The organism is Embleya australiensis (assembly GCF_051903075.1).
Lineage (GTDB): Bacteria > Actinomycetota > Actinomycetes > Streptomycetales > Streptomycetaceae > Embleya.
Genome location: NZ_CP182422.1, coordinates 1497590 through 1518574 on the forward strand (window position 1 = coordinate 1497590; position 20985 = coordinate 1518574).

Consider the following 20985-nt stretch of genomic DNA (forward strand, 5'->3'; position numbering starts at 1 on the left):
GGTGGCATGGTGCTCCCGGGCGCAACCGCTTGAACAGGGCGCGCGGTGGTACGGGGCGGGCGCGTCAGTCCGGATCGAGCGCCGCCTCCTCGCCCAGCGCGGCCCGCAACGCCGCCGCCTCCTCGCCGATGCAGGCGAGGAAGGCGCCCACGGCGGGGGTCGGCGGCCGGTCCGCGAGGAGCGTGGTGCCCACCGTGCGGCGCACCGACTCCAGCGGCACCGGCAATACCGCGAGGCGGTCGTCGCCGGTGACCACGAGTTCGGGCAGTGCCGCGATCATGTCGGTGCCGAGCAGCAGCGCGCGTACGGTCAGGATCGAGGTGCACTCCACCCGGTCGGCCGGCAGGGCCAGCCCGTTGCGCAGGAACAGCTGGGCCAACTCGCTGCGCAGCGCCGTCTGCTCGAGCGGCAGGATCCACGGGTGCGCGATCGTGTCGGCCAGCTCGCGCGCGCTGTCCAGGAGCGGGTGGCCGCGGCGGACCACCAGCCGGATCGGCTCGCGGTACAGCGCGGTGCGCCGGACCCGTCCGCCGTCCGCGGCCGGTCCCAACCGGCCCACCACGACGTCGATCTCGCCGGCGAGCAGCTGCGGGTGCAGTACGTCGTGGGTGGCCTCGCGGACGATCACGGTGATCCCGGGCCGCTCCCGCTTGAGCGCGGACACCGCGCGCGGCAGCAGCACGCTGGTCCCGGCGAGCAGGGTGCCGACGACGACCGTGCCGGTCTGGCCCTCGCGCAGGCTCGCGAGGTGGTCGCCGGCGCGCCGCACCTCGGCCAGGATCGCTCGCGCGTGTGCGACCAGGGCGGTGCCGTACAGGGTCGCGCTCATCCCGTGCGGGCCCCGCTCGAACAGCGGCACGCCGACCATCGTCTCCAGCTCGCGCAGCGTGCGGGTGGCGGCGGGCTGGGTCAGGTGCAACGCCTCGGCCGCGCGGCTGACTCCCCCGTGCTCGGCGATCGCCGTGATCAGGGTCAGGTGGCGAAACTTCAGCCGTCCGTCGAGCAGGTCCACGCGGGCTCCCGTACCGGTTCGGTGCTGCGTCCCCCCGACAGGACGCATACCTGTTTGGTGATGCCATGGCGCCGGATCGGCATTGGATGGACATGCACCGGCGCAGCCATCATGCACGTGGCGACGGCTTCTTGACGAGCCGCCGCCGTGGCCGCACGAGCGCGCGAGCGGCCCCGGGCGGATCGACGCGCGGCGGCATCGGAGCTTCCGGAGCCGCCGGGTCGGCCCACTCGCCGAATGTGCCCCTCGCCGGATGTACGAGTCGCCGGCGAGGAGGTCACGGGTCGACGGCACGATCGGGGATTCCGTTCGTGTCGTGCCCCGCGAAGGCGCGTGCCGCGTCCCCGCCCGGCGCCGTCGCCGCCGGTCGTGTACTTCCCCGTCATCGTCCCGGTCGGAAGGTTCGTCAGATGCGCCGCACTCCCCTCCTCCGCAACGGCACCGGCAGATACGGCAGATCCAGCGCACTGGCGGTGGCCGCCCTGGTGGCCCTCACCGCCGGCACCTACGCGGGCGCCCCACGCGCCGGCTCCCCCGCCGCCGGCTCCCCGCCCCGCACCGCGACCGCCGCGGGCGCCGCCGGCACCGATCCGAACATCCCGTTCGTCTGCCAGGAGCGTCGCCCGCAGGCGGCCGATCCGAACGCGTACGGCATGCAGCTCGACGGCTCGTTCCTGGCCCCGGCGTCGACCCCGCTCGACGAGGAGAACCCGCACCCCTTCCCGGGCCGCCGCGCCGACTACGACAGCCGGCAGTACGTGAAGAACATGACCGTCGAAGCAGCCTACGAGGGCTACGACTTCACCCCGGACTTCTTCCACACCTGGCAGAACATCGTCGACTTCGACGGCCGCCGCTACATGTTCCAGTACGACCGCTCCGAGGGCCGCGTCTACGACATCACCGACGTCAAGCACGTCACGGTGGTGGAGAAGATGTCCCGGGAGGAGGTCGGCGGCGACGAGTCGAAGGCCAACGGGACCTGGGCGTCCGGGGATTACTGGGGCGCGTCCACGATCCAGTGGAACGACCGGCTGCGCGCCTACGTGATGGTGCAGTCCTTCGAGGACAAGCGGCAGATCACCGAACTCGGCGACGAGCCGGGCAAGGACAAGTACGGCAACCCCGAGGGCGTGGCGAAGTTGCGTGCCAAGCCCGGTCTCAAGGGTTTCAAGGTGTATCGCCTGAACGGTCCCCGCAAGGCCGATTGGCAGCTGATCTCGACCGTCAGCACCGACTCGACCCAGCCGGACCCGCTGCACAGCGACCCGAACCGCCCGCAGCAGGGCTCCGGTTCGCTGGACGTACCGTACTGGGACGGCGGCAGGTACATGTTCATCGCGGTCGCGCCGAACGACACGTACGCCAATACCGAGTACCCGACCAACCTGCACTCGGCCGGCTACCAGTCCTACGACATGTCCGACCCGGGCGCGCCGAGGCTGCTGGACACCTGGCACCTGCCCGGACAGGTCACCGGCGAGGACGAGGCGTACGCGCGCAACCCGCGCTGCGGGAACCGGACCAGCTGGCTGGGCGCGCGGATGTCGCTGTTCGTGCCCACGCCGGTGGAGCGCGGCGGGCGATACGGCTTCGCCGTGCAGGGCGGTCTGGGCATGACCGTCCTGGACATCTCCGACCCGGCCCGGATGCGCCAGGTGGGGCATGTGGACCTGCCACCGTCGGTAGCGGGCACCGAGGGCGACAACATCGACGTCTCGCAGTTCCAGCGCACCGGGATGATCTACGTCTCCGGCTATCCGCTGACCGAGGACTGCTACGAGCCCTACAAGCCGATCTACCAGATCGACGCACGGGACCCGGCCAACCCCCGGATCGTCGGGCAACTGCCGCGTCCGACCCCGCCGAAGTCGGCCGGGATCACCGACTATTGCCAGCGCCGGGGCAGCTTCGGACCCAAGCGCACCGGCTACTACACCAACCCGGGCCGGCACGACGACGGCACCCTCGTGTACGGCTTCTACAACGCGGGCGCCCAGGTCTTCGACGTGAAGAACCCCGCCCGGCCGGAGATCGAGGCGTACTTCGTGCCCAAGGCGTTCGGCACCAAGACCCGGGACTGGCCGACCGAGGACGGCACGTTCCCGGAGTGGGCGATGGGCAACCAGACGCACGGCGTCTACGTCGAGTGGGACCGCAACGTGGTGTGGGTGCTGACCAATCACGGCATCTACGCGCTGTCCGCGAAGGACGTGCTGGGCAAGCCGAACCTGGGCCGGCCGAAGGAGCCGTTCCGCAACAGCGGTTCCTGAGCGACGGTTCGGCCGCCCGGCGTCCGCACCTCGGGACGCCGGGCGGCCGACCGGCTCACCCGGCGCGAGCGTCGGGCTCGTCCTCGTCGTCCTCGTCCGGGCCGCAGACCGCGTCGAAGAAGGTCTCCAGATCGTCCTCGGTGCGGGCGCGGAAGACGATCATCGTGCCGTCGTGCCGGCCGAGCAGGTCGTGACCGGCGAACCAGCGGATCCGGTTCCCGGCCGACTCGCTCTCGGGGTAGCCCGGGAAGGCCAACTCCCGCATCGTCTCGGGGAGCAGGTCGAGGTCGTCCGCGTCGAGCTCGACCGCCTCGACCAGGTCGTCGTCGAACAGCAGCGTCTCGGACAGCACGATCTCCACGGCCGCGAGCGAGAACCGGTGCAGCCAGGCGCTCCACGGCTCCTCGACCGGCTCGGCCGTGCTGAAACCCACCAGCACCTCGGGGTCGTCGCCGTCCGGCCGCACGCCCCACCACGCCACGCCCTGGTTCTCCTCGCGGAAGACCAGCAGGCCGTCCTCCACGTAGAGCTTGTCGGGCGGCAGCAGCACGTCGTGATTGCTCGTCAGGTCCGCCCGCCGGCCCAGGAGTTCGTACAGCTCGCGGAGCGCGGCCGGCAGCGGGACGCCCAGTCGCGCCGCGCTCGCGTCCAGTTCCGCCGGGGTGTACCCGTCGGCGGGCCCGATCGCCCGGGACCGATCGGCGGCAAAGGCACGAACGAACCCCCAGGCCCCGGCCCGATCGGCGAGCGCGGCGGGCAGTGCCGCGTGGATGTCGAAGGTCATGGCCGGACGCTACCGGGTCTCGGGCACCCGTCCCCGGTGCAGATCCACCACCGCGACGACGAACGCGGCGAGCACGAACGCCACCGACACCACCAGGCCGTGCCGCAGCGGCCCGGCCCAGTCCCGGCCCCGGTCGGCGGCCAGTCGGGAGAAGAAGATCGAGCCGACCGCCGCGATGCCCATCGCCGAGCCGATCCGCTGCCCGGTCTGCAACACCCCGCCCGCGCTGCCGCCCTGCGCCGGCGGCACCCGGGCCAGGGTCAGCGTCTGGTTGGGCGAGATCACCAGCCCGCTGCCCACCCCCGCGAACGCCAGCGGCGCCACCAGGATCCAGCCGATGTCGCGCCCGGGCACCTCGTACACCCCCACGATCGCCCCGCCGAGGCCGACCGCGACCATCAGCAGCCCGCCGGTCACCAGCGCGAGCCCGTACCGGTTCACCAGGTGCCCGCCGATCGATGCGCCGACCGCGGAGCCGACCGCGAACGGAGTGATCGCAAGCCCGGCGAGCAGCGCGCTGTAGCCGAGGCCGGACTGGAGGTAGAGGGTGAAGACGAAGAAGATCGAGGTGAATCCGGCGAAGTAGAACAACATCACCAACAACCCGAGCGTGTACGACCGGACCCGGAACAGGGCCAGGTCGACCACCGGGTTGCGGCCGACCCGGGTCTGGTGGATCTCCCAGCGCACGAAGACCGCCAGGAACACCGCCGCGATCGGGATCAGGAGCCACTTGGTCGAACCCTGCCACTGGCGTTCCTCGACCAGCGGCAGCAGCAACAGCAACACACCGGAGCCGAGCAGGAGCACCCCGACCGGGTCGAGGTCGCGCAGGTAGGCCCGGTTCGCGTGGTCCGGTCCCGGCAGCAGCCGCCGGGCCAGGACGAGGGCCAGCACGCCGATCGGGAGGTTGACGTAGAACACCCAGCGCCAGCCCTCCTCGGCGCCGGCCGCCTTGATGATCAGCCCGCCCAGGAGCGGGCCGACCGCGGTGGAGATGCCGATCACGGTGCCGAACATGCCGAACGCGCGGCCGCGTTCGTGGCCGGCGAACATCTGCTGGATGAGCGCGGACACCTGCGGGGTGAGGATGCCGCCCGCAATGCCCTGGAGCAGTCGGGCCAGCACCAGCCACAACGACGTCTGCGCGGCGCCGCACAGCGCGCTCGCGGCGGTGAACAGGGCCAGGCCGGTCATGAACATCATCCGGCGCCCGCGCGCGTCGCCGATCCGACCGGCGGGCACCAGGACCAGGCCGAAGGTCAACGCGTAGCCGGACAGCACCCACTGCACGTCGCTCTCCGAGGCGCCCAGGCCCGCCCGGATCGACGGCAGTGCGACGTTGACGATCGACACGTCGAGCAGGGTGATGAACCCCGCGATCAGACAGACCCCGAGCGCCTGCCACCGATGCGGGTCGGGCGCATCGTGCGTCACGCTCCCACGCCCCTTCTCGGCCGCTCCCGCACGGCCGCCCCGTCGGCGACCATCCGAGGGACGATGCCCACATCCCCCGGAGCCAAGGCGCCCGCCCGGGTGACCCCGGTCGCCCGGGGCGCGGGTCAGTAGCCCAGCGTCACCGCGACGGGCAGGTGATCGGCGGCCCTCGACGGCGGTGCCTCCACGGCGAGCACCCGCAGTCTCGCGTCGACGAGCACCTGGTCGATCTCGCGCCGGGGCCGGTCCGCGGGATAGGTGCGCAGCGGCCGTACCCGGGCCAGGCCGTCCACCAGCCCGCGCGCGGTGAACGCCCGCACCTGCGGGCTGTCCACGGCGGCGTTCAGGTCGCCGAGTACGGTCACCGGCACCGCCTCACGCTCGGCCAGGCCGGTCGCGAACGCGGCGGCACGGTCCGCCTGCCGCTGCGGCACCTCGTCGTCCGCGTCCTGGAGGTGGGTGGCCACGAACCCGAGCCGCTTGCCGGGCGCCGCCTCGACCACCACGCCCAGCGCCTGAGCGCCGGTGGGGGCGCCGCCGGCCGGGAGCCGAATCGACTCCAGGTGCCGGATCGGCTTGCGGGTGAGCACCGCGTCGCCCCACTGCGGGTCGGCGGCGGGCGCGAACCGGTAGGGCAGGTCGAGCCGCCGGGCGAGCAGGGTCAGTACATCGTGGCCGCCGTTGAGGAACCAGGCCCGGTCCACCTCGTTGAGCAGCAGCACGTCGGGGCGCAGCGCCCGGATCGTGTCGGCCGTGCGATCCGGGTCGAACCGTCCGTCGATGCCGTAGCCCATCCGGATGTTGTACGTGACCACCCGCAGCGTTCCGGCCCCCGCGTCCGGCACGGGTGCCGAGCCCGGGCCCGCGCGCAGGCCGAAGGCGGCGAGCGCGAGCAGCACCGGGAACACGGTGGCGAGGGCGAGCGGGAGGTGCAGGCGTTCGGCCCGCTCGGACGGGGCGGGCGGGGGTGCGACGCGGTCCGCCTTGCGGGTGGTCGTGCCGGGTGGGGCGGGTACGCCGGGGCGGCCGGCGGCGCGGGCGGCCGTGGACTTGGGGGTGGACTTGGCGCCGGGGCGGGTGCCGGGTTTGCGGCCGGGGCGTTGCGGCGAGCGGCCGGTGCGGGTGCGGGCGCCGAGTGGGACGTCGGATCGGGGGCCGTTCGAGCCGGTGGCGTGTGCGACGGTGCGCCCGCGGGCTCGGGTATGGGGTTGAGGTGGGGTTCGGCTTTGGGCTTGGGCGCGGGCCGGGGCGGGTGGGGTCTCGGGCTCGGCCGGTGTGGGCGCGCGCAGGTCGCGGAGCGCCGCCGTGCCCGCGACGACCGCGATCGCCGCCACGCCCAGGAGCAGCACCCGGCCGCGGGCCAGGACGCCGATCTCGATGTCGTAGCGGGCGTAGTGCAGGAAGGTCAGGGCGAAGAAGCCGACCATGCTCCAGGCCGGCGCCCACCGCACCTCGGCGCGTATTCGCCCGGCGGCGTCGCCCAGGACCAGGCCCAGGCCCAGCGCATAGAGCGGCGAATCCCGCTCGGGAGGGGACTCCCGACGATCCGTCGACGGTGCGTTCAGGCCCGGGTGAGTCGGGCCGCCTCGGCGAGTACGGTCAGCACGGCGGCGATGCCCTGGCGCACCTCGGGGTCGGCGATCAGGCCCTCGGGGTCGATCCCGTCGCGGGCCACGCCCAGGCGTACGCAGGCCGCTTCGATCACGTCGGCCCCGGTGTACCCGAGCACCGTGCGCAGCGACTCGTGCGCCTTGACCGCGCCGCCGGGGTTGGTCGAGGCGTTGATCCAGCCGACCGGCTTGTCGCTGGTCTCGACGCCGCCGACGGTCCAGTCGAGCAGGTTCTTGAACGAGCCGGGCAACGCGCCGGCGTACTCGGGCGTGGAGAACAGCACCGCGTCGGCGCCCTCGATCGCGGCGCGCAGCGCGACGACGGCCTGCGGCAACGGCTCGTGGTCGTCGTCGGGGTTGAAGTGCGGCAGCTCGGCGAGGCCGGGAAAGACGACGGCGTCGACCCCCTCCGGTGCGACCACGGAAGCGGTCCGCACCACCGCGGAGTTGGTGGACTCCGCACGAAGCGACCCACTGATCACGAGCACCCGACGATTCGCTGTCATGGCCGGTCAAGGTAGCACCGCGCGCACTTCGCCGCCCGACGCCGACGGGTCGCCGGTATCGGTGCCGCAGTCGCGGCGCGCCGGTATTAACCTCGCCCCATGAACACGCCGGTCGAGAACGTCGCCGAGGCGCTGCGCGCGCTCGGCGCCACGGGTGGGATCCGCGCCTTCGCCGAGACGGTGCCGACCGCGGCGGCGGCCGCGGAGGTACTGGGCTGCGAGGTGGGCGCGATCGCCAACAGCCTGATCTTTTCCGCCGACGGCCGACCGCTCCTGGTGGTCACCAGCGGAGCGCACCGGGTCGACACCCGCGTGGTGGCCCGGCTGTTGGGCGTGCGCAAGGTGCGGCGCGCCGACCCGGAGTTCGTCCTCGCGGCTACCGGCCAAGAGGTCGGCGGGGTGGCCCCGGTGGGTCATCCGCAGCCGATCCGCACGCTGATCGACACGTGGTTGGACAAGCACGAGGTGGTCTGGGCCGGTGCGGGCGACCACAACCACATGTATCCGACGACGTACGCGGAGCTGCTGCGGATGACGGGCGGGCAGGCGGCGGACGTCGAAGCGTGATCAGCGGGGCCGGCGCACGATCGTCTCCCAATGGGCCCAGCGGCCCGCCGGCGGGTCCAGTCGTGGGCTGTATTCGGCGCGCAGGGGCAGGACCGGCTCGAAGTCGGCCAACAGCGCCTCCAGTTCGGCGCGGCCGTAGTAGTGCACGACGAGGCCCGCCTTGAAGCCCTCCAGGTAGCGGAAGGTCCGCCCCCCGTCGGGGTGTTCGTCCAAGACCTCGTGCGCCTCGACCGCCTCGGTCTCGGCCGAGGCGGTGCGCAGCGCGAACAGGCCGCCGGGGGCCACCCGTTCCAGCGAACCGCGCACCATGTCCCGGGCGGCGGCGCGGGTGCCGTGCTGATGCACCTGAATCCCGACCACGACGTCGTATCGCCGCCCAGGCGGCAGATCGTCCTGGGTGCCGTGCACCAACGGCACTCCCGGCTCCCGCAGCGCCAGTTGCTCCAGCGCGATCCGGGACGGGTCGACCCCGACCAGTTCCAGCCCACCGCGCCGCAGCGGAATCAGGTTCCGCCCGTTGCCACACCCGATCTCCACCCCGGAGACCCCGGGCGCCGCCACCTCCAGGATCCGCGCCACGAACGCGTCGGGCCCGGCGTCGGCGTACATCCCGTCCGCGTAGGCGTCGTCCCAAAACTCCACGGCGATCCGGTGCGCATCCATGTGGTCAGGCCAACTCCCCTACAAATCGGCCCAATTGGGCCAGGTTGCGGCACTCGATCAGGGGGATGTGTCGGGCGTACACGCCGGCGATCGAGTCTCCGGTGTCCCAGTCGCGCTCGGGCTCCGGGTTGAGCCACCAGGCGTGGCGGGCCGGGGTGACCATCGCCACCAGGGCGGACAGGGCCGGGTCCTGGTAGTTGTTGCGGGCGTCGCCCAGGATCAGCAGGGAGGTCTTGGGGCCGATCACGTCGCCGTAGTGCTCGACGAAGACCTTGAAGGCGTGTCCGTAGTCGCTGTGTCCGCTCAGCCGCACCAGGTTCGCCTCGGCGGTCAGCCGGCGCATCGCCTCGCCCACGTCGCCGCCGGGCCGTTCGAAGAACCGGGTCACCTCGTCCAGCGTGTCGATGAACGCGAACACCCGTACCCGGGCGAACTGTTCGCGCAGTGCGTAGGCGAGCAGCAGGGTGAAGTGGGCGAACGAGGCGACCGATTCGCTGGCGTCGCACAGCACCACCAACTCGGGCTTGTGCGGTCGGCGCGGCCGATGCCGGGTGGTCAGCGGCACGCCGCCGGTGGACAACGACGCGCGCACCGTCCGGCGAAAGTCCAATCGGCCGCTGCGGCCCGCGCGTTGCCGGACGGTCAGTCGGGTGGCCAGGCGCTGCGCGAGGGGTTGCACCTCGCGGCGCAGCGCCACCAGGTCGGCTCGGCTCGCGCGCAGGATGTCCAGGTTCTCCACGGCCGGCCGCACCGCCGTCTCGGCGACTCGTTCGATGCCGCGTTCCTCGGCGAGGCGGCGGCGTACGTCGGCCAGGATGTGTGCGTTCAGCCGGCCCACCCGGGCCTGGATCATCCGCCGGGCGTTGCGTTCGGCAACCCCGCCGGGGAGTTGCCCGCCCAGTACCGCGCGCAGCAGGCCGGCCATCAGCGTCTTGGGGTCGAGCGCCCGGCCGACCAGCTGTGCGGACCACGAGTAGCCCGACGCGCCCTCGAAGCCGGCGAACCGGCCGACCGCCTCGCGGGCCAGCGCGCGCAGCGCGATCTCGTCGTCGGTGAGCAGGAGTTCCCGCAGCCGGTCGCGGAATGCCTCGGCATCGGCGGCGTCGGTGTCCAAAGCGGGGGCATCCGGGGCGGGGGCGCTGTCGGCCGGCGCCTCCGCCGGTGGTTCCGGCGTCCACTCCGGGCTTTCCGGGCCCTTCGGGCTCTCCCCGAGCGGGAACCACAGCTCGAAGAGAGTGTCGAAGACCGGCCGATGGGTGTGGCGTTTGACCAGCGACGCGGCGTAGGCGGCGCGCAGCGTCTCGCGGTCGGCGAGGTCGAGCACGGTCAATGCGCGCGCGGCGTCGAGCCCTTCGGCGAGCGACACCGGCAACCCGCCGTGCCGCAGCGCCCGGACGAACCCGGTGTGTCGATCCAGGAGCGACATCGGCGGTCAGCCGCCGAGGCCGGGCAGGCCGAGTTCCTTCGCGGCCCGCGTGTGGTCGGCGACGTGCTTGAGCACGACTCCGAGGGTGCGCGCGATGGTCTCCTCGTCCAGGTCGTCGGCCTCGAGGGCGAGCAGCGTGTGCGCCCAGTCCAGGCTCTCCGCGATGGACGGCGCCTTCTTGAGTTCGAGGGCGCGCAGCGAGGCGACGGTGCGGACCACCTGTTCGGCCAGGTGCGCGCGGATCCCGGGCACCCGGGTGAGCACGATGTCCCGCTCGCGCTCCGGCGTCGGGTAGTCGATGTAGAGGTAGAGGCAGCGGCGCTTCAGCGCCTCGCTCAGCTCGCGGGTGGCGTTGGAGGTGAGCACCACGAACGGGCGCTGCGAGGCGGTGATGGTGCCCAGTTCGGGGATGGTGACCTGGAAGTCGGACAGCACCTCCAGGAGCAGCCCCTCGACCTCGACGTCGGCCTTGTCGGTCTCGTCGATCAGCAGCACGGTGGGCTCGTCCCGGCGGATCGCGGTGAGCAGCGGGCGGGCGAGCAGGAACTCCTCGGCGAAGATGCCGGCGCGCGCCTCGTCCCAGCCGTCCACCCCGGCCTGGATGCGCAGGAGTTGTTTGCGGTAGTCCCACTCGTACAGCGCCCGGGACTCGTCCAGGCCCTCGTAGCACTGGAGTCGGATCAGCGCCGAGGACGTGGCCGCCGCGACCGCCTTGGCCAACTCGGTCTTGCCCACCCCCGCCGGTCCCTCGATCAGCAGCGGTTTGCCCAGCGCGTCGGCCAGGAAGACGGCGGTGGCGATGCCGGGGTCGGTCAGGTAGTCGACCGCGCCGAGCCGGGTGCGGGCGTCCTCGGGCGAGGCGAACATCGTCATCGTGGTGCACTCCTCGCGGGCGATCGCGGCCGGCCGGTGTGCCGGATCCGGCGCCGGCCGCCCCCTCAAGTTACAAGAGGGGCCGGTCGGCAGGATACGAGCGGGGCCGGGTCGGCTCCACCACGCCCTCCGGCTTGGCTGACGTGGCGTCACATGACCGATTCTTGACGCCGATCACACCGTCCGTAGGGAGTTCCCCGGTCCATGTGCGGCCTCGGGTTCCTAGCATCGAGACATGGACATCGCGGTGGGTTTCGTCATCGGGATCGTGGTCGCCATGCTGATCGTGGTGGCCAAGGGCGCACGCGTGGTACAGCAGTACGAACGTGGGGTGGTGTTCCGGCTCGGCCGGGTCAGGCAGCGGGTCCGCCAGCCCGGATTCCACGTGATCGTGCCGTTCTTCGACCGGATGCGGAAGGTCAACATCCAGATCATCACGATGCCCATCCCGGCTCAAGAGGGCATCACCCGGGACAACGTGACGGTGCGGGTGGACGCGGTCGTCTACTTCCGGGTGCACGACCCCGCGCGGGCGATCGTCGAGGTGCAGAACCACGTGTTCGCGATCGAGCAGGTGGCGCAGACCTCGCTGCGCTCGATCATCGGCAAGAGCGATCTGGACGACCTGCTCTCCAACCGCGAGGAACTGCACCGGGGCCTCGCCCTGATGATCGACAGCCCGGCGGTGGGCTGGGGTGTGGAGATCGACCGGGTCGAGCTCAAGGACGTACAGCTGCCCGAGTCGATGAAGCGGTCGATGTCGCGCCAGGCCGAGGCGGAGCGTGAGCGGCGCTCGCGGATCATCACCGCCGACGGCGAGTTCCAGGCGTCCAAGAAGCTCGCGGCGGCGGCCGACGAGATGTCCCAGTCGCCGGCCGCGCTGCAACTGCGGCTGCTGCAGACGGTGGTCGAGGTGGCCGCGGAGAAGAACTCGACGCTGGTGATGCCGTTCCCGGTGGAGATGTTGCGCTTCTTCGAGAACTTCCCGAACGGCGGGGGTGGGCCGGAGCCGCGCGATCCGGCGGTGGCGCGGGCCGCGGTGAAGGCGGTCGCGCAGGCGGCGGCGCGGGTCGCGGACGGGGGCGAGAGCAGGGGCGAGGAGGGGTCCGCGGACGAGCGGGCCGCGGCGGTCGCGGCCTCGGCGTCGGCACTGGGGGACGAGGATCGACCGGTGACGGCGGTGGTGTCGGCCGTACCGCCGATGCCGCCCGCGCCCCGGGTTCCGCCGGTGCCGGCCGCGCCGCCGATCGTGCCGCCTGCCGCGCCGCCGGTAAAGCCCCGGCAAGATGAGGGGTTTCCACCCTCCGACCACGGCTGACCCGCTGCTAACTTCCCCACCGTGGCGACCTTTGTGATGCAGGGCACGCGAGTTCTCGCGGTGGGCTTGGGCGGAGAGGCGGTCAAGGCCCGGAACGGGACGATGATCGCCTATGACGGACGAATGACCTTCAAACGATTGTCCGGTGGGGGTGAGGGGCTGCGCGGGATGGTGACCCGCCGGCTCACCGGCGAGGGCATGACCCTCATGGAGGTGAGCGGCGAGGGCACGTGCTGGTTCGCGGACCGGGCCACCGAGATCAACCTCGTGCACCTGAGCGGCGAGACGCTGCACGTGGAGTCGAGCAACCTGCTCGCGGTCGAGCAGAGCCTGCGTACCGGTACCGAGTTCACCGGGCTGCACGGCGCGACCAGCGGGCAGGGCCTGTTCACCACGACCGTCTCGGGTCAGGGCACGGTCGCGGTGACCTCCGACGGGCCGGCGATCGTACTGCGGGTGTCGCAGGGCGAACCGCTGTCCGTCGACCCGGGGGCGTACGTCGCGCACACCGGGCAGCTCCGCAAGGAGTTCGTCAAGGACGTGAACTGGCGCACGTTCATCGGCGAGGGATCCGGCGAGAGCGTGCAGTTGCGCTTCGAGGGCGACGGGTTGGTGTACGTACAGCCCACCGAGCGGCAGACCATCGGGGGGCAGACGTGACGTTCGACCAGCTCAACTCCAAGATGATCGAGGCCACCGTGCGGCCCGGGCAGACGCTGTACTGCCTGCGCGGCGCGATGTTGGCCTACCGGGGCGAGGTCTCCTTCACCCCGACCAGCACCGGGGCGCAGGGCGTCGGCGGGATGATCGGTCGGCGTCTGGCCGGCGAATCGGTGCCGTTGATGAAGGCCGAGGGCGACGGCCGGGTGATGTTCGGCTACGCGGGCCGGCACGTGCACCTGATCGAGATCACCGGCGACACCCTGCACATCGAGGCCGACCGGCTGATGGTGTTCGAGGACAGCCTCCAGCAGGGCACGATGTTCATGGGCTCGCAGGGCGGCGTGCGCGGGATGATCCGCGGCCAGGTGACCGGCCAGGGCCTGTTCACCACCACGCTGACCGGGCGCGGCTGGTGCGCGGTGCTCGCGCACGGCGGGGTGATCGAACTGCCGGTCCAGCCGGGCCGGTCGATCCACGTCGACCCACAGGCGTACATCGCGCACCGGGGGCAACTCGACAACCGGATCGGCGCCAACGTCGGCTGGCGCGACGTGATCGGGCGCGGCTCGGGCGAGGCGTTCCAGTTGGAACTGTCCGGCACCGGCACGGTCTACGTCCAGGCGAGCGAGGAGAAGCTGTGAGCGGCCCGGGTTCCGGCACGACCGTGTACGACGCGCGCTCGCTGCCCCAGGACGACAACGTCAATCCCTACTCCTTCTGCGTGGCGCTCGACGGCGAGTGGTTCGTGCAGAAGGGCAAGATGATCGCCTACTACGGGCGGATCAAGTTCGAGGCGCTGGGCGTGGGCGCGCTGGACCGGCTGGTCACCGCCAACTTCAACTCGCCGCTGTACATCCAGGACTGGATCGTCGCGCAGGGCAAGGGCCGACTCCTGCTCGCCGACCGCGGGTTCGACGTCAACTCGTACGACCTGGAGGTGGGCAACCTGACCATCCGGGCGGCCAACCTGCTCGCGTTCCAGCCGGGTCTGGACCTCAAGCAGTCGATCGTGCCCGGGTTCGTCACGCTGATCGGGACCGGCAAGTTCGTCGCCGCGTCCAACGGCGCGGTGCACTTCGTCGAACCGCCGATCCGGGTGGACCCGGAGGCGCTGCTGGGCTGGGCCGACTGTCCGACGCCGTGCCACCACTTCGACACCAAGTACATGCGCGGCGCGCTCGGCATGGCCCGGCGGCTGACCGGGATCGGCGGCGCGTCGGGCGAGGAGCACCAGTACGACTTCGTCGGGACCGGGACGGTGCTGATGCAGTCCTCGGAGATCTCCATCGACCCGAACCTGATCCCGGCGCAGACCGCGCAGCAGAACCAGCCGCCGGGGGCGCAGAACATCCCGGGGCTGCCGAATCTGCCGGGGCGGCTGGGTCGGTTGTTGCAGTAGCGGGAACCGACGGCGGGTTCGGGCCGTTGACCTGGCGAGGCCCTTCACTGGGGACGGTGGAGGGCCTCGCCAATGCCTCGGCCGGCCGGTCGGCTTGTGCCCCCGGCCTACAGCTGGTCGGCCAGGTCGCTGTCCGCGGCCACCTCGCGCAGGAGTTGCACCAGGACGTCGACGCCCTCGTGGTCGGTGTCGGCGCGCCAGAAGGCGGTCACCGCGACGTCCGGCGCCCCCGTCAGCGGGACCTGGACGACCCCGCGCACCGGCCGCTGCCGGGCCCAGCCGCGCGGCGACAGGCCGACCCCCTGGCGGTCCACGACGCGCGCGATCACGTCGTCCACGCTGCCGTACGCCTCGACGATGTCGGTCGCGCCCGAGCGCCGCAGCGCCTCGGTGACGCGCGTGTACAGCCGGGGATGCGGTTGGCGCGGCCACACCACGATCGGCTCGCCGCAGCCGACCAGCTCGGTCAGGTCCACCGAGCGCCGTTCGGCGAAGGGGTGCTCCTGCGGGAACAGCGCGACGAAGGCGAACGTGCCGACCCGGGCCGACTCGAAGCCGGAGCCCAGGTCCGGCAGCCAGCCCAGGCCCGCGTCGAGCACCCCCTCGCGCACGTCGGCCACCTGGCGCGCGGTCGGCTCGCTGGTCCACTGCACGCGCAGCGCGGGGTGGCGGATGTGCAGCGCGGAGATCGCGGCCGACACGAGCGAGGGGCCCAGGCCGGAGGTATACCCCACACGCACCTGCCCGGCGTCCCAGGTGGCCCGCCGCCGTACCTCCGCGCACGCGTCGTCGAGCACCCGCAACGACTCGTCGAGCCGACTGCGGAACACCTCGCCGAGCGGGGTGAGCGCCACCGGCAGCGAGGAGCGGTCCACGAGCCGGGTGCCGAGCTGCTGCTCCAGCCGGCGTACGGCCTTGCTCACCATCGGTTGGGACAGGTACAGCCGAGCGGCGGCCCGGCCGAAGTGCCGCTCCTCGGCGACCGCCAGGAAACATCTCAGGTCGCGCAGTTCCATGGAAACCCACCTATGCCGTGTCGGCATAACGTTAGCAACAACAGGGGCTTGGCTGACGCCCCGTCAGCAGGTTTCCTTGGGAGCGCGGCAATCGCACCGCAATCGCACCGCAGCCACACGGCAATCGCACCGAAGTCGCACTAAGGAGCAGGTCATGACGCTCGAGATCCCGCGCATCATCTCCGTGGACGACCACGTGGTGGAGCCGCCGGACCTGTGGACCTCGCGGCTGCCCGCCAAGTACAAGGACCGCGGCCCGCGCGTGGTGCGCGACAAGGCGAAGTTCAACTTCATCGGCGGCGTCTTCTCGTACGAGCGCGGTGTCGAGGACGGCGAGTGGTGCGACTGGTGGCTGTACGACGACCTGGTCTACCCGTTCCCCAAGCTCTCCGCCGCGGTCGGCTTCGACACGCTCGACGTGACGCCGGTCACCTTCGACGACATCCGGCCGGGCGCGTGGATCCAGTCCGAACGCCTCAAGGACATGGACGCCAACCACGTCGACGCCTCGCTGTGCTTCCCGAACATCCTGCCGCGCTTTTGCGGCCAGGCGTTCTACGAGCGTGAGGACAAGGAACTCGCGTTGCTGTGCGTGCAGGCGTACAACGACTGGATGATCGACGAGTGGTGCGCGGGCGACGGCAAGGGCCGCCTGCTGCCGATGACGATCATCCCGCTGTGGGACGCGAACCTGGCCGCCGCCGAGGTGCGCCGCTGCGCCGCCAAGGGCTCCTTCGCGGTCGCCTTCTCGGAGAACCCGGTCCCGCTCGGCCTGCCGTCGGTGCACTCGAAGGACCGGTTCTGGGACCCGTTCTTCCGGGCCTGCGAGGAGACGGACACGATCGTGTGCATGCACATCGGCTCGTCCTCGAAGATGCCCTCCACCTCCCCCGACGCGCCGTTCATCGTCTCCTCGGTGCTGACGTTCCAAAACGCCATGGGCTCGATGGTCGACTACATCTTCTCCGGCGTCTTCGACCGCTTCCCGAAGCTGAAGATCGCCTACGCCGAGGGCCAGGTCGGCTGGATGCCCTACGTCATGGAGCGCGCGGACAAGCTGTGGGAGGAGCGCGACGACAACGCGTTCGGCTCCTCGCTCACCCAAAAGCCCAGCTCGTACATCAAGGACCGGATCTACGGTTGCATCTTCGACGACGAGATCGGCCTGCGTAACCGCGACGTGATCGGCATCGACCAGATCTGCTTCGAGGTCGACTACCCGCACGCGGACTCGACCTTCCCCAACACCCACAAGGTCGCCCTCGACATCGCCACCAAGGCGGGCCTCACCCAGGCCGAATGCGACAAACTCTTCCGCACCAACGCCATCAAGGCCTTCGGCCTCACCCGCTTCGGCATCACCAAGTAACGACGAACAGTCCCGCGGTGACGTCGGCGGTCTCCTCGCGCTCGGGCCGCAGGCGTAGGAATGGCCCACGAACTCTGGGGAGTTCGTGGGCCATTCGGGGCGGAGGGGGATTACGTGCGGTTACGTCCGCGTGCGCGGTAGAGGAACATCAGGGCCAGTCCGAGGCCGATGGCGCATGCGCTGCCGGCGAGGAGGATGGCCACGTTGCCCGGCATGCCGCTGTGGGCGAGTTGGTCGGATCCGTGGGATCCACCGATCCCACCGCCGTGACCGCCGCCGTTGCCTCCGTTACCGCCGTCGCCGTGGCCGCCGTGGCCACCGCCGTGCGGTTTGGTGTGCGCGCCGGAGGGCACGGCCGAGTGGCTCGCGGACGGCGAGGCCGAGGACGAACCGGACGGCGACGCCGAGGGTGAGACCGACGGGGACACCGAAGGCGAGGCCGAAGGCGACGCGGACGGCGAGGCCGACGGGCTCATCGAGGGCGATACGGAGGGGGACGCCGACGGGGATGCCGAGGGCGACGTCGACGGCGAGACCGACGGGGAAGCCGACGGAGAGGCCGAGGGCGACATCGACGGCGACGCGGACGGCGAGACCGAGGGCGAGACCGACGGGGACGTGGACGGCGAAACCGAAGGCGACGCCGACGGCGACATGGACGGCGACATCGACGGCGAGACCGAAGGCGACGCGGACGGGGACGTCGAAGGCGAGGCCGAAGGCGACGTGGACGGCGAGGTCGACGGTGACGGCGACGTACCGCCGCAGTCCGGCAGGTCACCGTTGAACGGGTAGCGGTGGAACTCCGATCCGGACGACGACTGGTGGATGAGCGATCCGGCCGTGAAGAACCGGCCGTTCATCCCCGGCACGGACACCGTCGTGGTGCTCGCCGGGTTGCCGATCAGCATGCTGCCCTGGAACTGGGCGCTGCCCCTGATGGTCACCGTCGTGGCTTCCGGGAAGTTCCACAGCAACCGCTCGCGCAGCCCGGTCGGGATCGCGGTGTTGCCGATGAAGCTGGCGATCGTCCGGTTCGCCCCGGTCAGGTTGACCAGGACCGTGGCGCCGCTCGGGATGCCGAGGAAGGTCATGCCCTGGTCCCCGCCGCTCGCGCTCACCATGTCGAAGTCCACGTTGAACACCTGGAGCGCGGACGTGCCGTCGCCGGTGAACAACGTCTCGAAGCCGACGTTGACCGCCGTACCGGTCGCCTGCCGGAGCCGGCCGTCCGGGAAGGCGTAACAACTCGACGAGTCGGTCAACTGCGGGCGCAGCGCGGTGTACGGCGCCGCGGCGGATCCGTCCTTGACCGGATCCGGCGTCACCGTGCCGCTGAGCGTGCCGGCGTAGCGGACGACGCCGCTGACCGCACCCTCCTCGGCGATCAGGGTCTGCCCCGCCGCCACGGTCAGGTTGCCGCCGACGGTGAGGAAGTCCGTGCCGTTGTCGGGGGGCACACGGGAGCCGACCCCGACGATGCCCACGTTGTAGACGCTGGAGCCGGAGGTCTTGTTCATGTCGAAGTTGCCGAGGGTGACCAGCTTGCCCTCGGCTTCGGCGGCGGACCCGCTCACGGTCCAGTTGCCGCCCACGAACATGTTGATGCCGTTGTCCCGGCCCTGGATCGGACCGTTGTTGGGCTCCAGGTCCACAGCCGGACAGCTGCCCGGGACGCAGGGGCCGAGACCCCCGGGCAGCGGCTTGGCGAAGCCCATCACGGCGAACACGCAGACGAGGATCACACCGCCGAGGGTGACGACTCCGGATAGCGCGAGGCCCGTCGCGCGGATCCGGGCGTTCGGTTTCCTGTGCATTTCTGAAACATGGGATATAAAACGACAAATGCGGACAAGGCGCGCGGAAGGTTCCCCCGAATGCCTCTCCCGGGGATTCGCACACGCGACCGTCAACCGAGATGCGTACGGCCCGCATACATCGCAGGTATGGGATACGAAGGGCGCCGCCGAATCGGAAACCGCCCGCGCGGCGTGATCGTTGCCGGGGCGGGGCGGGGCGGGAAGCCGTGCCGGTACGGTCGGGCCCGGGCGGGCACGCGTGAACCGGCGAGGTGTTCGCGGCCGTGCGCCGTCGGTCGTCCTCGGACGACGCACGAATCCTGGTGAGAGTGAGAGGGAGTCTTCTGTGATCGTCGGACTGGGTACCGCTGTCGCGGCCTCCGCGTGTTACGGAGTGGGGTCGGTGCTGCAAGCGGTCGGGTCGCGGCGATCCGCGCGCGAGGAGGCGGCCAAGCAGGCCGCGCGGGGCGGCGGTACCGCACAGGTGACCGGGTACGGCGGCCCGAGCCTGTCCTCGACCGCCAAGGCCGCGGTCACGTGGGAGTTCATCGTCGGCACCCTGCTCGACTTCGTCGGCTTCGCGCTCGGCGCGCTGGCGGCGCGGCTGCTGCCGCTGTTCCTGTCCCAGACGATCATCAGCGCGAACCTGGTGATCACCGCCGTACTGGGCATCAAGCTGCTCGGCATCAAGCTGCATCGCGCCGACTGGACCTCGATCGGGGTGGTCTGCGGCGCGCTGGTCCTGCTCGGCATCGCGGCCGGGCCCGAGGGTGATGGGCACAGTCCGCGCGCCACGCACTGGTGGGTGCTGATCGTCACCTTCGTGGTGATCGTCGGCGGGACCGTACTGGTGCGCTTCCTCGGCTCCAACGGCGCGATCGTCGCGGGCCTGCTCTCCGGCCTCGGCTTCGGCGGCCTGGGCATCGGCGTACGCATCCTGGACGGCGTCGACCCGTTCGACCTCGGCAAGCTGGCCGCCGACCCGGCCCTGTACGCGGTCCTGATCGGCGGCATCGGCGGGATGTACCTGCACACGATCGCGCTGCAGATCGGCTCGGTGAACGGCGCCACGGCGGCCCTGGTGGTCGGCGAGACGGTGGTCCCCGGCGCGGTCGGCGTGTTGTGGCTCGGCGACACCTCCCGCGCCGGCCTCGCCTGGCTGGCGGTCCTGGGCTTCGTCCTCGCCGTGTCCGGCGCCGTGGCCGTCGCCTACTTCGGCAAGCACGACGCGCAGGACGAGCAGGAACCTTCCGCCACACCGGACAAGAGCCCCGAAGGCACCCCATCCCGCACCTGACCGCACCCGCGGGGCCCCACGGAGCACACACGATTCCCCCGCTCGGCGCGGGTCAGCCGGGGGCGCCCCGCTCTGCGAGTTCCGCGCCCACCGTGCGCAGGGTGTCGAGGAGGGGGGTCGGGCCCTGGCCCCGGCGGACGGCGGCCATCAGGTGCCGGCGGGGGGCCGGGGCGGTGATGGGGCGCAGGACCACGCCCCGGGGGAGTTCGGGCTGGGCCAGGCGCGGGATGATCGTCACGCCCAGGCCGGCGGCCACCAGGGCGAGCTGCGCGCCGAAGTCGGTCGAGGTGTGCACCAGGCGCGGCTGGAAGCCCGCCTGGTGGCAGGCGGTCAGAAGCACGTCGTGGCAGGCCGTCCCGGGCGCGGTGATGATCCAGTCGGCGTCCACGAGATCGGCGGCCAGGGCCACCTCGGCGCGCCCCGCCAGTGGGTGATCGGCCGGCAGCGCGATCTCGAACGGCTCGTCGAGCAGCGGGTGCAGCTCGATTCGCGGGTGGTCCGGCGCGGGCAGGTCCGGATGCGTCATCACCACCGCGAGGTCCAGCTCGCGCGCCGGCAGCAGCGGCAACGCCAGCTCGGTCTCGTACTGGACCACCTCGAACCGCCACCCCGGGTGGGTCCGCTTGAGCCGGGCCAGCGCGGGCGCGATCAGGCCCGCGATGCCGGACGGGAAGCCGGAGATCCGGGCCCGCCCGATGCGGCCGTCGCGCTGCGCCGCGAGGTCGGCGCGGGCCTGTTCCAGCCGGGTCGCGATGGCGTCGGCGTGGCCGAGCAGCACATGCGCGGCCGGGGTGAGCCGGACGCCGCGCCCGTGCTTCTCCAGGAGTACGGCGTCGGCCTCCCTTGCGAGCACCGCCAGTTGTTGCGACACCGCGGACGGGGTCAGGTGCAGCGACTGGGCGGCGGCGACCACGGTGCCGTGCTGGTCGAGCGCGCGCAGGATGTTCAGCCGCTTGATCTCCATGTAGCAAAA

General features: G+C 71.6%; 19 protein-coding genes. 8 read left to right on the forward strand and 11 right to left on the reverse strand.

The features are described 5' to 3' along the window. Window positions 1–64: 64 nt before the first annotated feature. Window positions 65–1012, reverse strand: coding sequence for a LysR substrate-binding domain-containing protein (locus tag ACMXN5_RS06175; RefSeq protein ID WP_439674382.1), 948 nt, complete (start codon window positions 1010–1012; stop codon window positions 65–67). 410 nt (window positions 1013–1422) lie between these two features. Between ACMXN5_RS06175 and ACMXN5_RS06180 the strand changes: the two genes are divergently transcribed. Continuing rightward, complete coding sequence (locus ACMXN5_RS06180) at window positions 1423–3285, forward strand: LVIVD repeat-containing protein (RefSeq protein WP_439674383.1); 1863 nt, start codon at window positions 1423–1425, stop codon at window positions 3283–3285. A 55-nt stretch (window positions 3286–3340) separates the two neighbouring features. On the opposite strand, the gene ACMXN5_RS06185 is transcribed toward ACMXN5_RS06180, so the two are convergent. The 4 genes from ACMXN5_RS06185 to ACMXN5_RS06200 all read right to left on the reverse strand — a co-directional run bounded on the left by ACMXN5_RS06185 (window position 3341) and on the right by ACMXN5_RS06200 (window position 7622). Beyond that, window positions 3341–4069 (reverse strand): SMI1/KNR4 family protein, encoded by a 729-nt coding sequence (locus ACMXN5_RS06185; protein ID WP_439674384.1) that lies wholly within the window; start codon window positions 4067–4069, stop codon window positions 3341–3343. Between the two features lie 9 nt (window positions 4070–4078). After that, the gene (locus ACMXN5_RS06190; protein WP_439674385.1) at window positions 4079–5506 is read right to left on the reverse strand and encodes an MFS transporter; all 1428 of its coding nucleotides are present in this window, start codon (window positions 5504–5506) and stop codon (window positions 4079–4081) included. Between the two features lie 125 nt (window positions 5507–5631). Continuing rightward, window positions 5632–6957, reverse strand: a complete 1326-nt coding sequence (locus tag ACMXN5_RS06195) for an endonuclease/exonuclease/phosphatase family protein (protein WP_439674386.1) — start codon at window positions 6955–6957, stop codon at window positions 5632–5634. Between the two features lie 110 nt (window positions 6958–7067). Further along, window positions 7068–7622 (reverse strand): NADPH-dependent FMN reductase, encoded by a 555-nt coding sequence (locus tag ACMXN5_RS06200; protein ID WP_439674387.1) that lies wholly within the window; start codon window positions 7620–7622, stop codon window positions 7068–7070. 99 nt (window positions 7623–7721) lie between these two features. On the opposite strand from ACMXN5_RS06200, the gene ACMXN5_RS06205 reads away from it, so the two are divergent. After that, a complete protein-coding gene (locus ACMXN5_RS06205) occupies window positions 7722–8189 on the forward strand; it encodes a YbaK/EbsC family protein (protein ID WP_379998478.1) in 468 nt (155 codons plus the stop codon). Here ACMXN5_RS06205 and ACMXN5_RS06210 read toward each other — a convergent pair whose 3' ends face one another. Genes ACMXN5_RS06210 through ACMXN5_RS06220 form a run of 3 tightly spaced genes read right to left on the reverse strand, consistent with a single transcriptional unit; the run spans window position 8190 to window position 11145 of the window. Continuing rightward, window positions 8190–8852, reverse strand: coding sequence for a class I SAM-dependent methyltransferase (locus tag ACMXN5_RS06210; RefSeq protein ID WP_439674388.1), 663 nt, complete (start codon window positions 8850–8852; stop codon window positions 8190–8192). Between the two features lie 4 nt (window positions 8853–8856). Beyond that, window positions 8857–10278 carry a vWA domain-containing protein gene (locus tag ACMXN5_RS06215; RefSeq protein WP_439674389.1) on the reverse strand — a complete coding sequence of 474 codons (1422 nt, stop codon included), beginning with the start codon at window positions 10276–10278 and terminating at the stop codon, window positions 8857–8859. Between the two features lie 6 nt (window positions 10279–10284). After that, a complete protein-coding gene (locus ACMXN5_RS06220; protein ID WP_201261004.1) occupies window positions 10285–11145 on the reverse strand; it encodes an AAA family ATPase in 861 nt (286 codons plus the stop codon). Window positions 11146–11386: 241 nt separating this feature from the next. Between ACMXN5_RS06220 and ACMXN5_RS06225 the strand changes: the two genes are divergently transcribed. Genes ACMXN5_RS06225 through ACMXN5_RS06240 form a run of 4 tightly spaced genes read left to right on the forward strand, consistent with a single transcriptional unit; the run spans window position 11387 to window position 14531 of the window. Then, window positions 11387–12469 carry a slipin family protein gene (locus tag ACMXN5_RS06225; RefSeq protein WP_439674390.1) on the forward strand — a complete coding sequence of 361 codons (1083 nt, stop codon included), beginning with the start codon at window positions 11387–11389 and terminating at the stop codon, window positions 12467–12469. A gap of 36 nt (window positions 12470–12505) precedes the next feature. Further along, window positions 12506–13129 carry an AIM24 family protein gene (locus ACMXN5_RS06230; protein WP_380038845.1) on the forward strand — a complete coding sequence of 208 codons (624 nt, stop codon included), beginning with the start codon at window positions 12506–12508 and terminating at the stop codon, window positions 13127–13129. Beyond that, the gene (locus ACMXN5_RS06235; RefSeq protein ID WP_126635649.1) at window positions 13126–13773 is read left to right on the forward strand and encodes an AIM24 family protein; all 648 of its coding nucleotides are present in this window, start codon (window positions 13126–13128) and stop codon (window positions 13771–13773) included. Before ACMXN5_RS06230 ends, ACMXN5_RS06235 begins: the two co-directional genes overlap by 4 nt. Continuing rightward, window positions 13770–14531 (forward strand): AIM24 family protein, encoded by a 762-nt coding sequence (locus ACMXN5_RS06240; RefSeq protein ID WP_439674391.1) that lies wholly within the window; start codon window positions 13770–13772, stop codon window positions 14529–14531. Before ACMXN5_RS06235 ends, ACMXN5_RS06240 begins: the two co-directional genes overlap by 4 nt. Before the next feature lie 107 nt (window positions 14532–14638). Here the strand turns inward: ACMXN5_RS06240 and ACMXN5_RS06245 are convergent, their stop codons facing one another. Next, window positions 14639–15547 carry a LysR family transcriptional regulator gene (locus ACMXN5_RS06245; RefSeq protein WP_439674392.1) on the reverse strand — a complete coding sequence of 303 codons (909 nt, stop codon included), beginning with the start codon at window positions 15545–15547 and terminating at the stop codon, window positions 14639–14641. 154 nt (window positions 15548–15701) lie between these two features. Here ACMXN5_RS06245 and ACMXN5_RS06250 point away from each other — a divergent pair, with 154 nt between their 5' ends. Next, entirely contained in the window at window positions 15702–16916 is a 1215-nt protein-coding gene (locus ACMXN5_RS06250) for an amidohydrolase family protein (protein WP_439674393.1), read from the forward strand. A gap of 110 nt (window positions 16917–17026) precedes the next feature. On the opposite strand, the gene ACMXN5_RS06255 is transcribed toward ACMXN5_RS06250, so the two are convergent. Further along, window positions 17027–18733 (reverse strand): choice-of-anchor A family protein, encoded by a 1707-nt coding sequence (locus ACMXN5_RS06255; protein ID WP_439674394.1) that lies wholly within the window; start codon window positions 18731–18733, stop codon window positions 17027–17029. A 328-nt stretch (window positions 18734–19061) separates the two neighbouring features. On the opposite strand from ACMXN5_RS06255, the gene ACMXN5_RS06260 reads away from it, so the two are divergent. Further along, entirely contained in the window at window positions 19062–20012 is a 951-nt protein-coding gene (locus ACMXN5_RS06260; protein ID WP_439674395.1) for a hypothetical protein, read from the forward strand. Window positions 20013–20064: 52 nt separating this feature from the next. Here the strand turns inward: ACMXN5_RS06260 and ACMXN5_RS06265 are convergent, their stop codons facing one another. After that, on the reverse strand, window positions 20065–20976 hold the full coding sequence (locus tag ACMXN5_RS06265) for a LysR family transcriptional regulator (RefSeq protein ID WP_439674396.1): 912 nt from the start codon (window positions 20974–20976) through the stop codon (window positions 20065–20067). Between the last annotated feature and the right edge of the window lie 9 nt (window positions 20977–20985).